Source organism: Bacteroidota bacterium (genome assembly GCA_040388375.1).
Lineage (GTDB): Bacteria > Bacteroidota > Bacteroidia > UKL13-3 > UKL13-3 > JAAFJM01.
Window position 1 is genome coordinate 1 of sequence record JAZKBU010000005.1, and the last position, 16,500, is coordinate 16,500.

The window sequence follows — 16,500 nt, forward strand, 5'->3', positions numbered from 1 at the left end:
AAAGGTAAACAAGGTCGTTTCCGTCAAAACTTATTAGGTAAACGTGTGGATTATTCAGGTCGTTCGGTAATTGTGGTTGGACCTCAATTAAAATTACACGAATGTGGTATTCCTAAAAACATGGCTGCTGAGTTGTTTAAACCATTTATCATTCGTAAATTACTAGAGCGTGGTATTGTAAAAACAGTAAAATCTGCTAAGAAATTAGTGGATAGAAAAGAGCCGGTAATCTGGGATATTTTAGAGAATATTTTAAAAGGACATCCTATTTTATTAAACCGTGCTCCTACACTACATAGATTAGGTATTCAAGCTTTCCAACCAAAATTAATTGAAGGAAAAGCTATCCAGTTACATCCATTAGTTTGTACTGGTTTTAATGCGGATTTTGACGGGGATCAAATGGCGGTACACGTACCACTAGGTAACGCTGCTATTTTAGAAGCTCAGTTATTGATGCTTGCTCCTCACAATATCTTAAACCCTGCTAATGGTGCTCCAATTGCTGTACCTTCTCAGGACATGGTGTTGGGATTATATTACATCACTAAAGGACGTAAAAATTCAGATGTTCACCCTATTAAAGGTGAAGGTCTTAGATTCTACTCTCCTGAAGAAGCTATTATAGCTTACAATGAACGTAAAGTTGATTTACATGCTTTTGTTAAATGTAATGTTATACTTAAAGAAGGTGATGATTTAGTTAAGCAAACTATTGAAACTACTGTTGGTAGAATATTATTCAACCAAGTAGTTCCAGCTGATTACGGTTATATCAATGAATTATTAACTAAGAAAAACTTAAGAGATATCATTGGTTCTGTTATTGCAGAATGTGGTATGGATAAGTGTGCTAAATTCTTGGATGATATTAAAGATATCGGATATCACTTTGCATTTAAAGGTGGTTTATCATTTAACTTAAGTTATGTGATGATACCTGATGAGAAAGAGAAATTCGTAAAACAGGCACAAGCAGAAGTAGAAGAAATATGGAGTAACTACGAACAAGGTTTTATTACCAATAACGAACGTTATAATCAGGTAATTGATATCTGGACGCGTATTAACTCACGTTTAGCTGATACTTTATTAACTCAGTTGAAAAACGATAACCAAGGATTTAACCCTATCTATATGATGTTGGATTCTGGAGCCCGTGGTTCTAAAGAGCAAATTCGTCAGTTAGGTGGTATGAGGGGATTGATGGCGAAACCACAAAAGAATTTAAGTGGTGGAACCGGAGAGATTATCGAGAATCCAATTCTTTCTAACTTTAAAGAAGGTTTATCAGTTATTGAGTACTTTATTTCAACCCACGGTGCACGTAAAGGTTTAGCGGATACAGCTTTAAAAACTGCGGATGCTGGTTACTTAACACGTAGGTTACATGATGTGGCTCAAGATATTGTTATCAATGAAGAAGATTGTGGTACCTTACGTGGTATTCCAATCAGTGCTTTAAAAGATAACGAAGAGGAAGTTGAAAGTTTATACGAACGTATATTAGGAAGAACTAGTTTGCATGATGTATTTGATCCATTAAATGGTGAATTATATGTAAGTGCAGGTGAGCAAATAATAGAGAAAATAGCTGTTAAAATAGCTGCCAGCCCAATTGAAATAGTTGAGATTCGCTCTGCATTAACTTGCGAAACTCAATTAGGTATTTGTGCTAAATGTTATGGCAGAAATCTATCTACCGGCCGTATGGCTCAAAGAGGTGACTCTGTGGGTGTAATTGCAGCTCAGTCAATTGGTGAGCCGGGTACACAGTTAACGTTACGTACTTTCCACGTGGGTGGTACGGCTTCAAACATTGCTAATGAAAGCCAGATGAACGCTAAGTTTGCCGGTATATTAGAGTTTGAAGAAATCCGTACCGTTGAAATGGAAGTAGAAAGCGGTAAAGTTGATACTGTTTTAGGACGCCAGGGTGAGATTAGAATTTTAGATGAAGTAACACGTAATCCAATTATTACAGTTAACATTCCTTATGGTGCACATTTGTTTGTTAAAAACGGACAAAAAATAAACAAAGGTGAGGTTATCTGTTCATGGGATCCATACAATGCGGTAATCCTTTCAGAGTTTGCAGGTAAACTTCAATTCGAAAGTATTATTGAAAACATTACTTTTAAAGAAGAAAGTGATGAGCAAACAGGTCACAAGGAAAAAGTAATTATCGATTCGAAAGATAAAACCAAAACACCTTCAATTATTGTAACTGATAAAAAAGGAAATCCTTTAAAAGAGTACAATTTACCTGTGGGTGCACACATTATTGTTGACGATAAGAAAACAATTAATGCAGGTGATATTTTAGTGAAAATTCCTCGTGTAGCTAGTAAAACACGCGATATCACGGGAGGTTTACCTCGTGTTACTGAGTTGTTCGAAGCACGTAACCCAAGTAATCCTGCTGTAGTAACTGAGATTGATGGTGTTGTAAGCTTTGGTGGTATTAAACGTGGTAACAGAGAAATAATGGTAACTACACGTGACGGTGAGAGCCGCAAGTACATGGTGCCATTGTCTAAACATATCTTAGTTCAGGAAAACGATTTCGTAAAAGCAGGCTCTCAATTATCTGATGGGTCAATAAGCCCTCAGGATATTTTAAGAATTGAAGGTCCTTTAGCTGTACAACGTTATATCTTAAATGGTATCCAAGAGGTATATCGTTTACAAGGGGTAAAAATTTCAGATAAGCATATTGAAATTATTGTACGCCAAATGATGCAAAAACTAGAAGTAGTTGATGCAGGTGATACATTATTCCTAGAAGGCGAAGTAGTTGACAGATTTAAATTTAAGAAAACTAACGACTGGATTTATGATAAGAAAGTAGTAACCGAACCAGGTGATTCTGCTAACTATAAAGCTGGTCAGATTATCAGTGTTCGTAAATTACGTGATGAAAACTCTCAATTGAAACGTAAAGATTTACGCACGGTTGAAGTTCGTGATGCGGAATCAGCAACAGCTGTTCAGGTTATCATGGGTATCACTAAATCATCATTAGGAACACAAAGCTTTATGAGTGCTGCATCATTCCAGGAAACAACAAAAGTATTGAATGAAGCTGCTATCAATGGTAAAGTAGATAGAATGTTAGGATTGAAAGAAAACGTTATCGTTGGACACTTAATTCCTGCAGGTACCGGTATTCGTGATTACGAAAAACTAGTAGTAGGAAGCAGAGAAGAATACGAAGCATTACTTTCATCAAAAGATGACGAATAGATATATTCTATAACTAATAAATAAAAGCTACTTAGAAGTAATTCTAGGTAGCTTTTTTGTTACATTGCCGTTTGAGAATGGATAATTGTTTTGAACAATTTGATTTAAACAATACAATATGCGAAAAAGAGTAATACTTTTTATTGTAATAGTGCTTGGCATTTTTCATTTGCCAAAAGCATTAGGTCAAAAAAATGCCAAGGTTGACAGTTTACTAAACGAACTTAAAAAAACGCAGCCAGATACCTTAAAAATTAAAGTATTAAATGGTTTAGCCAAAGCCTTAAGAAATACAGAAACAGCAAAGGCTTTGGAGTATGGAACGCAAGCCAATAAATTAGCTATGGAGCAAAACTATGCTTCAGGAGTTGCTTATTCATCGGATATTTTAGGGGTTATTAGTTTGCATTTTGGCGATAGCAAAAAAGCTTTATACTATCATTTTATAGCGCTACAAATTTTTAAAAAACTGCAAGACTTAAAAGGAGAATCGTTTGCCTTGAATAATATAGGTGCAGTGTATTCGCAGTTGAAAAATTATAAAAAGGCTGGTCAATACTACCAAATGTCGTTGAATATAAAAAAGCAATTAGGTCTTTTTAAAGAGGTAAGCAGTTCGCTGATTAACTTGGGTAATATTGAAATGAACAATAAAAATATTTCCAAGTGTATATCCTATTACTTGTTGGCTTTAAACAACTCCACTCAGTATAAAGATTCCAATAATATATCCATTGCCTTAATTAATTTAGGGGAGGCTTATATTGATATTAAAAATTATAGCAAAGCACTGTATTATTACAATCAGGCTTTACAATTAATTGAAAAAACAGGGGTTTTATTTCATAAAGCTCATTCGCGTTATGCCATTGGTAAAATATATAGCAATATGGGTAACTATGTATTGGCCGAAAGTGAATTAAGCAAAGCGTTAGTACTGGCTACACAAATTGGTTCCAAAACGCTTCGTTTAAATATTTACAGGTACTCTTATCAATTGTTTAAGAAACAAAACAATTTTGAAAAGGCATTACATTTTAATGAATTGTATCTGGCTTTAAATGATAGTTTGTACAATCAGGAAAATGCGGAAAATATAAACGAAATGCAAGCCCGTTTTGATTTGCAGCAAAAGGAAGAACAAATAAAGAATTTAAACAACGAGCGGGAAATTATTGAGGCCAATAAATCGAAAGAAATTTTAATCAAAAACTTTTTAATTATAGTAGTAGTTTTTATCTCTATCATTACTTTTATAACCATTCGAATTATTATTATAAAGCAAAGAACAAACAAGATTTTAACGGTAAAGAATGGACAGATTCAAACACAACAAACGGAGATAGAAAAAATTAATACTGAGTTGGAAACTTACAATAAGGAGCTAATGAAAGAGAATGTGTCAGCCCGGTATGAAATATTAAAATCTAAGATAAACCCACACTTTTTATTTAATAATTTAAGCACGCTTTCCTCGCTTATTATTTACGATCAAAAGCAGGCTTTATCTTTTGTAGCCAAGTTTGCCAAGCTATACCGTTCTATACTGGAGCTAAGCAATACACAAGTGATAAGCTTAAAAGAAGAGCTGGAAGTGGTAGATAGTTATTTGTATTTGTGTAAAATGAAATATACAGATAGCTTAACATTAAACATAGATAAGAAACTGCTGGTGATGGATTGTTTTATTCCGCCTTTCAGTATTCAGTTGTTGGTGGAGAATGCAGTAAAACATAATAATATTGATGTGAATAGTGTGATGATGATAGATGTTTATGCGGAAGAAGATTACATAGTAGTTAAAAATGTTTTTAACCCTAAAACTGACGAAGAAGCAAGCACCGGTTTGGGGCAAACAAATATTACCGAACGGTATAAGATAATTACTGATAAGTTGCCTTTATTTGAAAGCAAAGAAGGTTGGTATATAGCTAAAATTCCTTTTATTACTGATAGAGCTTAATATATGAAATGTGTAATAATAGAAGATGAGCCACATGTAGCCAAACATTTAAACTACCTGTTGTTGGAGTGCGATAAACAAATACAGGTTTTAACGATACTGTCAACCGTTATTGATTCGGTAACATGGTTAAGGGAGAATGAGGTTGATTTAATTTTTATGGATATTCAACTGCTGGATGGAAACAGCTTTGAAATATTTGATTATATACAAATTAATACACCTATTGTATTTACTACCTCGTATAACTCCTTTGCAGTTGAAGCTTTTAAGCAAAACAGCATTGCTTATTTATTAAAACCAATAGATATAGATGAGCTAAGGGTAGCACTTACTAAATATAAAAACTGGTTTGGTAAAAGCGAATCGTATAACAATTTAACCTTAATAGAATCAACTTACCAAAAGCGTTTACTTTTAAAAACTACTAATAATTTACATGCCTTAGATGTAACCGATATTGCATTTTTTTATGTTAAATACAAGCAGGTGTTTATAAAAGATAAAACAGGAAAAGCCTATCCGTTTGAAAACACTTTGGAGTTTATAGAAAAGAAACTGAACCCTGATTTTTTCTTTAGAATTAACAGGCAGTTTATTGTAAACCGGGACGCCATTAAAGAGATGTACAATGAAACAAGAGGACGTGTTAAAATTGTTACATCGCCTACTTTTCAAGAAGAAATGATTGTAAGCATTGATAGGGCTATTGAATTTAAAAAATGGCTAAATAATTAAAAACAGCACTTTCGGTAGTCATTTAAACACCTTCGGTAGTTTATTACTTTATAAAATAAAATTTGCTGATTGAAGTAGCTAAATTTCGTATAAAACAAAGTTTATATGAAAAAAACAATAAAACAATTAATACTTATTTTTTGTGTTTTAGGTCTTTTAAAAGAAACAAATGCGCAAAATTGGGGATTTGAAGCAACACCATCCACACCTCCTAATACTTGGACAATTGTTACTGGCACATGGGTTACGAACACGAATCCTACTTTTGTAAGAACTGGAACTCAATCAATGGGAATAACGGGACCAGTTACAACAGGTACTACAATCTATAATACATCTGCATCAGTAGTTGTGCCTACTAGTAGTACACACTTTTTAATTACTATGGCTTGGGCTAAAGCCAGTGATCCCAGCAATGGTGTTGGATATATAGGTTATAGAGGAACAACAACAGTATTGAATCCATCTACAGCTGCTGCCGGTCAACCGGCCAATATGAATAATACTTCATTTTCACGAATTATTTCTGTTTCAACAGCCACTGTGGCTGCAGGAAGTTATGGGCCGGCAATCAGGGCTTTTCAAACGGCTTCTGCTACTCCTGCCACAACTGTTTATACCGATGATTATATTGTTTATGCAAGTACCTCTAATATTCCTGATACAGTATCTCCTAATGTGGTTACTTCCCCCGTTGCATACATTGGGTCTCCTTTTGCAATAACATGGACAAATGGATTAGATACAGCTGCAAATTCCTCTGGAAGAAAAGGAGTAATTGTACTTAGAACTACAGGAAGTGTTACTACTGCTCCACTGCTCAATAACCAAGCTACTTATCATCCTAGTGGTGGTGTATTTGGTACTTCATCATTTACTCAAGCGGGTAATATTTGGCAAGTAGTGGGGGCAACAACAGATTCGAGTGTAACTTATTTAAATGATACAAGTGCAGTCTCTTCAACTACGTATACTTATGCTGTATTGAACTATGACTATGCACACAATTATAGTGATGCTGTTTTAGTAACGCCTACTCCCGGGCCTTTGATGACATATGTAAGTAGCAGTGTGAATAAGCTAACAGGAACTGTTCGTAATGGTGCAACATTTGTAATGAATAGATTTACCATTCAGACTACAGGCAATAATAGTCCCTTACGAGTTACTAAATTTAATTTATCTACATTAGGTAGCGCTAGCCCAACTACAGATATTTTACGAGCACGTATATTCAGTACAAAAGCATCAGGTGTTTTTGATTCAACAAGACTAGTAGGAACATTCAATTCACCTAATGGATCTTTTAGTATATCAGGAATTGATACCTTACTTCCCGGCTCCAATTTTTATTGGTTAGTTTATGATATACCTACTGGAGCAATCAACTGTAATGTTGTAGATGCGGTGAGTGATAGCATAATTATTTCTGGTACACTCTACATACCTTCTGTTATTCCTTCAACAGGAAATGTGGTTGTTAGTTCTCAATTAAATGGTATTTATACAATCAATCCTACCTTACCTGCAGGATGCGGAACTAATAATTTTATAAGTATTTTAAGTGCTGTAAATTATTTAAATGTTTATGGTGCATCCGGACCTGTAACTTTTAATGTTGCAGCGGGAAGTTCATACACGCATGCTCCCACCATATTAAGTACAACAGGTACCTTAACCGCACCAATAGTATTTCAAAAAAGCGGAACTGGTGCCAATCCAATTGTATATGGAGTTAATGGTGTAGGGACTGCCGATGGACTTATTGTATTAAATGGAGTTAATTATATAACTTTTGATGGAATTGATTTAGTTGACAGTATTTCAAATACGTCTGCATTAAGAATGGACTTTGGCTATTTAATAAGAAATGCAAGTGCCACAACAGGTTCATCAAATAACATTATTCGTAATTGTAAAATTATACTTAACAGAGCCACTACAACCAGCTTTGGTATTCTTCAATCAGCGAGTACTACCGGTGGTGGTGTAGCTGCTACTAGTTTAACAGGAGCTAACCACAATAACCGTTACGAAAATGTAAAAATTGAAAATACATATAAAGGAATTAGCTTAATAGGTACTGCAGGATTCCCTGACAGCAATTGCGTAGTAACGTCTGCAAATGGAGATACTACTATTGTTGGAGCTAATACCGCTAACGATATTGGAAACGGAACGGCATTGGTGTATGGAATTAATGCAGCCGATCAGAAAAATGTAGAGATATCAAAATGCTGGGTACGTAATTTAACCCATACCAGTACATCAACCATACAAGGTATATTTATTGATAACGGTTCTACTACGGTTGATTATGGAACAGCCAGGGTATGGGGAAATGTGGTTTATAATATTAACCGTATTACCAGCACTTCAGCAACAGGAACAGTTCATGGTATTCGTATAGATGCTTCTACTACTGCAAATGCTATAGTTTATAACAATGTAGTATATGCTGTTAGCAATACATCAACTGTTGCTACTGCTACAGCTAATCAAATGGTAAGAGGTATTTCGTTCGGAACAACTACAGGAACAGGAACAGCTTCATTTTTCTATAATTCAGTTTCTATTAATAGTTCAGGATTAAGCAATTCAACTGCTGCTTTCTGGAAAGGTGGTGCCGGTAATACTGTAGTAAGAAATAACATATTTTCAAATACATCACCTGCACAAACAGGTGTTTCAAAACATTATGCTTCGTATATAAGCGCAGGAACTATTGCAGCATCTAATAACGTTTATTGGGCTCCGGATGTTAATGGTTTTGTTGGATTTGCTACGACTGATAAAAGTTCGTTGGCTGCATTTGCAGCAGCACTTACTGCAACAAGCCCTGCTGATGGAAATGAGTTGGGTAGTGCCAATGCCAATCCTAGTTTTGCCAGTGCTTCCAATTTAACATTAGCAGGAACAACTCCTGCCGTTCAAAGTGGAGTATCAATTGTTTCACCAGTGGCTATTACAACTGATATTTTAGGTAATGCCAGAAGTACAAGCAGCGCAACAACTATTGGTGCTTATGAGTCGACACAAATTTTATTAGATAGTGCTGCACCGGTTATTACTAATGTAGTTATTGTCAATTCAGCTTCACCAACTGTAACAGCCAATATAAGCGATAATGGTAATTCAGTAAGTGCGGGCGATGTAAGGCTTTGGTACCGATTAGGAACAACAGGTGTATTTACTGCTATTGTACCTGATAGTATTCCAACAATAAACATGAATGGAACTTATAAATGGTCAACTTCATTGTCATCATTACCATCAGGTGTTTATCAGTTTTATATTGCAGCAAGAGATGTGGCCGGTTTGGGACTTAACATTGCTGTGAACCCAATTCAAGCGACTACTTTTTCAGGCTTTAGTACAAGCGATCCGGTAAACTATTTAAACAACCCAGATGCAGGTGTTACTACACGCTCGTTTACGAAGACGGCTACTATTTCAAGTGGAACTTATGCAGTAGGGGCTTCAAGTTTCCCTTATTTAAAACTAACCGATGTGGCTAATGCCGTAAACGCTGGTCAGATAACAGGTGATTTAATTTTTGAATTGCAAGCAAATTATGATGGTACAACAGGCGAAGTTTTCCCTATTACGTTTAATCCATTAAACACCATCGGTGGCAACTGGACGGTTACTATTCGCCCGGCAACAGGTGTAACAGGCAGAGAAACTTCGGGCTATCCGGCTTCGGCAGTGCCTATTATTAACTTTGACGGTGCTGATAGAATAGTATTGGACGGAAGACCAGGTGGAGTAGGAACAAGTAGCGAATGGACTATTAAAAGTAAACGTAGTACCGTATCAACCAATTCGCCATGCGTACAGTTTATAAACGGAGCACAAAGCGATAGTTTATTATACTTAAAATTAGAAAGTGGAAACACTACTACCACAAGTGGTACCGTTTTGTTTTCAACTACCAATGCATCGGCAGGTAATAGTTATAATGTAATTAGTAATTGTGAAATACGTGATAGAAGTGATTCTGTGGGAGCTCCGGCAGTAGCTATTTACAGTGCAGGTACAGCAGGATTTCCCAATGATAGTATACGTATTTTAAATAACAATATTTTTAACTGGATAACTTCAGGTATTCAATCAACAGCAACAGGTAATGGAGCAGGATGGAAAATAAGCAATAACCATTTTTATATGACCACTGCACAAACCACGGCTCAAACAGCTATCCGCTTTTTAAATGCATCGGTAAAAAATATAATCGAAAACAATTTTATAGGAGGCTCTGCTGTTAATGCAGGTGGTACAGCTTGGACTAATTCAGGTAGTATTGCATGGCGTGGCATTGTAGCCAATACCAGCCAAACAGATTCATCGTTTATACGTAACAATACCATTCAGAATATAGCTTTAACGGGAACAAGTACTGGAACCTATGGAGGTATAGAATTGACAGGTGGTTTAAATAGTGTAAACAATAACATTATAGGAAGCACTTCTGTTGCCAATAGTATTCAAAGCTCAATGTTAGGTACACACATATCGTTATGGAGTAATGGAACCACCAATGTTCCTAACTTTTATAATAACACGGTTGCCAATATTACATCAACAGGTAATACAACTGCGGTTGGTCATAACGGTATCAGGATTACTTCATCAGTTACAGCAGGTACTTTAACCATTAAAGGCAATACCATTTTTGGTTTATCAGCAGCCAATCCTACAGCATCTATCAGTACAGCATCGTTAGTAGGTATTTTAACATTAAGTCCTTCCACTTTACAAACCATTGCCAATAATGTAGTGTATGATTTAACTACATCAGGCGGGCCAACTAACAATGCCACAACGGCTATTGGTATTAATATAGACGATGCTGCTTCGGTAGGAAACATTTCTGCCAACAGGGTATATAATATTAAGAATATAAGTACCCATTTAGGTGCCAAAGTATTTGGTATTAATTTAACCAATGGTGGTACCTGGACGGTAGCCAATAATATGGTGTCATTAGGAAGCGATGTGGTAAACGATATTATTATAGTAGGTATTAACGATAGTATTACCGGTGCACTTAACTTATACAATAACTCTGTTTTAATTAGTGGTGTAAACGGGACGGCTGTTGATACCAGTTCAGCATACAGAAGATTCAGAACCTCTAACGTAAACAGCAGAAACAATATATTCGGTAATATAAGAACAAGTGCCAGTATAAATTACGCATCGGCTATTTATACTGCCACACCAGCTACTACTTACAAAGCCAATTACAATGCCTTGTATACCAACAGCAGCCAAATTGGTTTATGGTTGGGCGTAAGCAGAGATTTTTTAGATTGGAAAACAGTTACCCTGCACGATAGTAATTCCGTTAACTTACCAACAGCTTTTGTAGCCAATACTAATTTGCATTTAACAAGCCCGACCATTGGAGATGTAACTTTTGCAGGCAGACCAATAGCAGGTGTTACAACAGATTTTGACGGAGAGCCAAGAGACTTAGCTAAGCCATATATGGGTGCAGATGAAAACGTAAGCTCACCGCTTCCTGTAAAACTGGTTTTGTTTACTGCTAAAAAAGTAAATAACGATGTAGTAGTAGAATGGTCAACTTCGTCAGAAATAAATACCAACTTATTTGTGGTGGAAGCTTCGCATAATGGTAAAGACTTTTTTAAAGTAGCTACTGTAAAAGCTATGGGTAACTCAAGCAGCTTAGTAAACTATAGAAGCATGCATACCAACGCAAAACAAGCCATGGGTAATATAGCTTATTACAGATTGCTGGCTATTGATAACGATCAGTTCACAGAAACATCAAACACTGTAAAAGTTGTTTTTGATGAAGCACAAGCAAGCATAGAATTGTACCCTAATCCGTTTACCGATGTAATACATATAAACTTTACCAATAGTACCAGTGAAGTTGTTAATGTAACTATAACAGATATAAATGGAAAGCAAATAATGGCTGAAAATTATAACCTGAAATCAGCAAAAGAAAATGTAGAGATAAAAAATTTAACCAACCTGAAAGCAGGAATTTATTTTGTACAGGTTACTACAGGCACTGAAACTAAAACAGTGAAAATGGTTAAATAAAATTTAGTGTTTGGTGCATATAAAAGCTATCCGGTTTTAGTCCCGGATAGCTTTTTGTGCTTTATTAATAGGTTAAATAGTACATTGATTTAAAATTTTACACATACCCACAAATCAAAAATCAAATATTTATACTGTAAATCATATATTTGATTTTCAATATAATTTATAGCGCATGAAAAAAATTACTTTACTATTCGTATTATTTTTATTACAAGCAACGTATTTAATTGCACAAACAAATTACACCCTTACATTTACTTCCAATGGGGGTAATCCGGGTTCGCTTAATATCGATAACGATAATATTGTTACCGGTTGGACAAGTGTTTTAACAGCACCATTAAATGCCAATCAATGGTCGGCACCGGTGGCTTTACCATTTGCTTTTGATTATTATGGCCATGCCGTAACCTCGTTTAAAGCAAGTGCCAACGGCTTACTTACCTTTAATACAGCAAGTACTTTATTACCCAATAACAATGAAAACCTGCCAAGCGCAGCCATACCCGATTCAACCATAGCTTGCTTTTGGGATGCTTTTACCAACTTACCTCCAACGGGTGGCGATGACTCTATCGTATCACGCGTGTGGGGCACCGCACCCAACAGACAATTCTGGATTAAATGGGTATCGTTTGAAATGGGTTCACCTGCATTAACCAGCGGTGCTACTTTTAGTTGTGTATTAGAAGAAGGTACCAATAAAATTTATTTAGTAGAGGGTTTTGCAGGAGCAACACCAACGCTTTCAAGCACGGTAGGTTTACAACTGAATGCAGGTAAAAGTTTACAGGATGGAAACAGGTTCAGACCACAATCGGTTAATTCATCGCAAACAGCGGCCGATAATGATTACTATACATTTACTCCTTTTTTAGAAGCTAATATGGCTTATGTGGGTTCAACTGCAGAGCAACCCATTGTTAATTTTGTTTCAAGAAACAATAGCAACGAAGCCATAGTACGTGTTGCCATACAAGCCAGTGGCGAATTATCGCCCATTAATGCAACCGACTTTAGTTTTAGTACCAATGGTACAACCAATGTAACGGATATTACCAATACCCGTTTGTTTTACACAGGAGCCGATAGTACGTTTAATACAAAAACGCAATTTGGTTCTACGGTAAATACGCCTACAGGTATATTTAATATTACAGGCTCACAAGCATTAACAAAAGGAACCAATTATTTTTGGTTAACCTATAGCATAAGCAATGTGGCATCAAGCGGAAATGTTATAGATGCAGAGCTGGTACAAATGACAGTGGGCGGTAATGTACACACACCTACCGTTTCTGCACCTAGCGGAAACAGAAGTATTAATATTGGTTTATCAGGATTGGTTACTGTAGGTAGCGGTTCAACGTATACTTATTTAAGCGATGTGTTTAAAGATATAAACGCAAATGGTTTGGTGGGTAATTTAGTGTTAAGCATTACTTCTGACATGGATGATACTGCACAAGTAGTTTTAAATTATAATTCAGGAGCCGATTATAAAATTAGTATTGTGCCGTCAGCTGATGTGTTAAGAAATATTACATCGCGCTTTACCTCATCATACATTACGCTTGACGGAACTGAGAATTTTGTAATAGATGGCAAAGGTCCGGTTAGCGGAACAGGTAAGTATTTACGCTTTGTAAACAGAACAGATTCTGGTGCCACATTTACTTTTATAAACGGAAGCAGGTTTGATACCATACGCAATTGTATTATAGAAGGAGCATGTACTTCACCGCTAAGAGGTGTTATTACATTAGCAAACAGTACCAACGTTTCTACAGGTATTAGAGATTTATTGTTTGACAATAACGATATAAGAGATATAAGCGATTCAATGAAAATTCCTGCTAATTTAATTTATTCAGCAAGCACATCAACCACCTTATTAAATAGCGATATTACTATTTCAAACAACAACCTGTTTAATTTTAGAAGAGCAGGTATTTTAGTAAGCAATACAGGTAACGCAGGCAATTGGAATATACTAAACAATAGTTTTTATTACAATGCACCTATTGCACCAAGTGGAGGCGATATAGTGCCTATTATTTTAGTGCCGGGCCAAGCAGGAGAAAACAACTTAATAAGCGGTAATTATATTGGCGGCCAGGCCCCTTTGTGTGGCGGAGCGCCATGGCTAAGTGCCAATGCAGTAAACTGGGTGGCTATGAATATAAATGCAGGTTTAGGTATAGGTACTTCTATACAAGGTAATACTATTCAGAACTTAAACATAACCACTACCGCTGGTATTGATTTTGTTGGTATTCGCTTAGAGTCAGGCAGAATGTTTGTAGGTACCTTAACGGGTAATACCATTGGGCATATAAGCAATGCCAATAGTATACAGAATGCGGCTAAGTTAACTTTGTGCATATATTCATACATAAGTAGTGCTGGAGATATGGTAATAGCCAATAATACTATTGCCAATATTACTGGAACCGGAACAGGAACCACTTCAGGTGTTAGAGGTATTAGTATACAGGGTGGTGCATCAACGGCTATTATTAACCAAAATACCATTTATAATTTAAACTCATCTACTCCCAACACCAATGCACAAACTGCGGCTGTACTGGGTATAGCTATTAATGGAAACGATGCAGATAATAATGTAATACGTAACAATACCATTTATAATATCAATGCAAACAATACCACAATAGCTACCGTATCGTCAGGTATGATTTACGATGGAGGGGGAGTAAACTCCATTATAGAAAACAACAAAATTTCAAGGGTAAATAATATATCAACAAGTACTACAGCAGCCATACATGGTTTATTGGTTTTAGGTAATATGAAAAACGGAACCATCCGTAACAATATGATTTCAATAAGCAATGGAACCAATACCAACGGAGTAATTATAAGAGGTATAACAGACAATGCTTCGGGTAATGTTTGCCAATATTTAAACAATAACGTTTTTGTTGGAGGTTCAGCAGCTTCAGGTGCCTTAAACTCTTATGCTTTTGAGCGCAGAAATACCGCTAACATAGGTATACGCAATAATATTTTTTACAACAAACGCACAGGCGGAACAGGCTTCCATGCAGCCATTGCAGCCGTTAATGCCTCGGCAGGTAATAACTGGAATCAAAACTCATCAGACTACAATTTATTGGTAGCAGCCAATGCTGCACAGATTGGTGTTTGGACAGCTTCGTTGCCACAAACATTTGCAAGCTGGCAAACAGTGGCATTGGGTGCCGACAGAAGAAGCTGGAGCGATAATACATTGAATATTCCTGCTACATTATTTGTAGATACTTTATCGGCCGATTTGCGTATAGATTCAACACTGGCAAGCTGCTGGTATGCCAAAGGAAAAGGTATAGCCTTGGCCAATGTATCAACCGATATTCACGGACAGGCTCGCCCTACTGCTATTATAGTAAATGTAAGCGATATTGGAGCCGATGCTTTTACTACCACTACTACACCACCGGCATTAACCCAAACAGGTAATATAGCCACCAACGATTCAACCGTACTAAGCTTTGCAGGCAGAGTATTAGGAAAAATATACTGGTTAGGAGGTACACAATATCCAAGTGCTATTAATGCAGCATATTATTCAACTATACCAAGCATTACTGCTTTGGGCGATCGCTTTAATACTTACTACAGCATTAGCCAAACAGGTACAGGTAATTTATTTGATGCCATGGTTCAGTTGGCTTTTGATTCAGCTATAACAGGTTCGGTAACTAATAATGCAAACATTCAAATGGCTTATGGTTCATCGCCTACCAACTGGACATTATTACCTACATCAACCGTAAATACAAGTAACAGTACCTATACTTCATCGTGGTTAACACAAACTACTTTTACCAATTTATATACAGGTACTTCATCAACCAATCCGTTACCGGTTAAGTTAAGCAGCTTTGCAGCACAGTATAATAAAAATGCTAAAACAGTACAGTTATATTGGAACACAGCGAGCGAAGTAAACAGCAACTATTTTGAAATACAACGCTCTGTAACAGGAACCGATTTTGAAAAAGCAGGACAGGTAAAAGCAGCCGGTAACAGCAATACCAATTTATCATATCTGTTTAACGATACTAAACTTCCGGTATCAAACAAAGTGTATTACAGGCTTAAAATGGTAGACCGCGATGGTTCATTTGCTTACTCAAAAACAGTGGAAGTAAGCTTGTTGGATAACAGCAGCGAAACACCTGTATTGGTAGCTTATCCTAACCCGGTTGTTACAGATTTAACTATTGAGTTAGCACCTTCTGTTACACCAATTGATGTAAAAGTATACAATATAGTAGGTGAGCTGGTAAGCCAAAAAAGTATAGCCGCTACTGCCAATACCCAATTGCAATCAATAGCTATTGAAGGCAATAAAGGAATGTACTTTGTGGTAGTAAATACTGGTACTCAATCACAAACCATAAAAGTGGTTAAACAATAATTGATTTAGCTATATTGGCGGC

5 protein-coding genes are annotated in these 16,500 nt (G+C 36.2%); all 5 read left to right on the top strand.

All coding sequences use genetic code 11. From position 1 onward, the window contains the following. A partial coding sequence (locus V4538_07705; protein MES2380911.1) for a DNA-directed RNA polymerase subunit beta' occupies positions 1-3,246 on the top strand: 3,246 nt, incomplete at its 5' end. Positions 3,247-3,364: 118 nt separating this feature from the next. After that, a complete protein-coding gene (locus V4538_07710; GenBank protein MES2380912.1) occupies positions 3,365-5,209 on the top strand; it encodes a tetratricopeptide repeat protein in 1,845 nt (614 codons plus the stop codon). 3 nt (positions 5,210-5,212) lie between these two features. Then, entirely contained in the window at positions 5,213-5,947 is a 735-nt protein-coding gene (locus V4538_07715; GenBank protein MES2380913.1) for a LytTR family DNA-binding domain-containing protein, read from the top strand. 105 nt (positions 5,948-6,052) lie between these two features. Then, complete coding sequence (locus V4538_07720) at positions 6,053-12,028, top strand: T9SS type A sorting domain-containing protein (GenBank protein ID MES2380914.1); 5,976 nt, start codon at positions 6,053-6,055, stop codon at positions 12,026-12,028. Positions 12,029-12,203: 175 nt separating this feature from the next. Beyond that, a complete protein-coding gene (locus V4538_07725; protein MES2380915.1) occupies positions 12,204-16,478 on the top strand; it encodes a T9SS type A sorting domain-containing protein in 4,275 nt (1,424 codons plus the stop codon). Positions 16,479-16,500: the final 22 nt, after the last annotated feature.

Excerpts from the sequence above, each read along its gene's own strand:
- V4538_07710 (MES2380912.1), top strand. The coding sequence starts at position 3,365 with ATGCGAAAAAGAGTAATACTTTTTATTGTAATAGTGCTTGGCATTTTT.
- V4538_07715 (MES2380913.1), top strand. The coding sequence starts at position 5,213 with ATGAAATGTGTAATAATAGAAGATGAGCCACATGTAGCCAAACATTTA.
- V4538_07720 (MES2380914.1), top strand. The coding sequence starts at position 6,053 with ATGAAAAAAACAATAAAACAATTAATACTTATTTTTTGTGTTTTAGGT.
- V4538_07725 (MES2380915.1), top strand. The coding sequence starts at position 12,204 with ATGAAAAAAATTACTTTACTATTCGTATTATTTTTATTACAAGCAACG.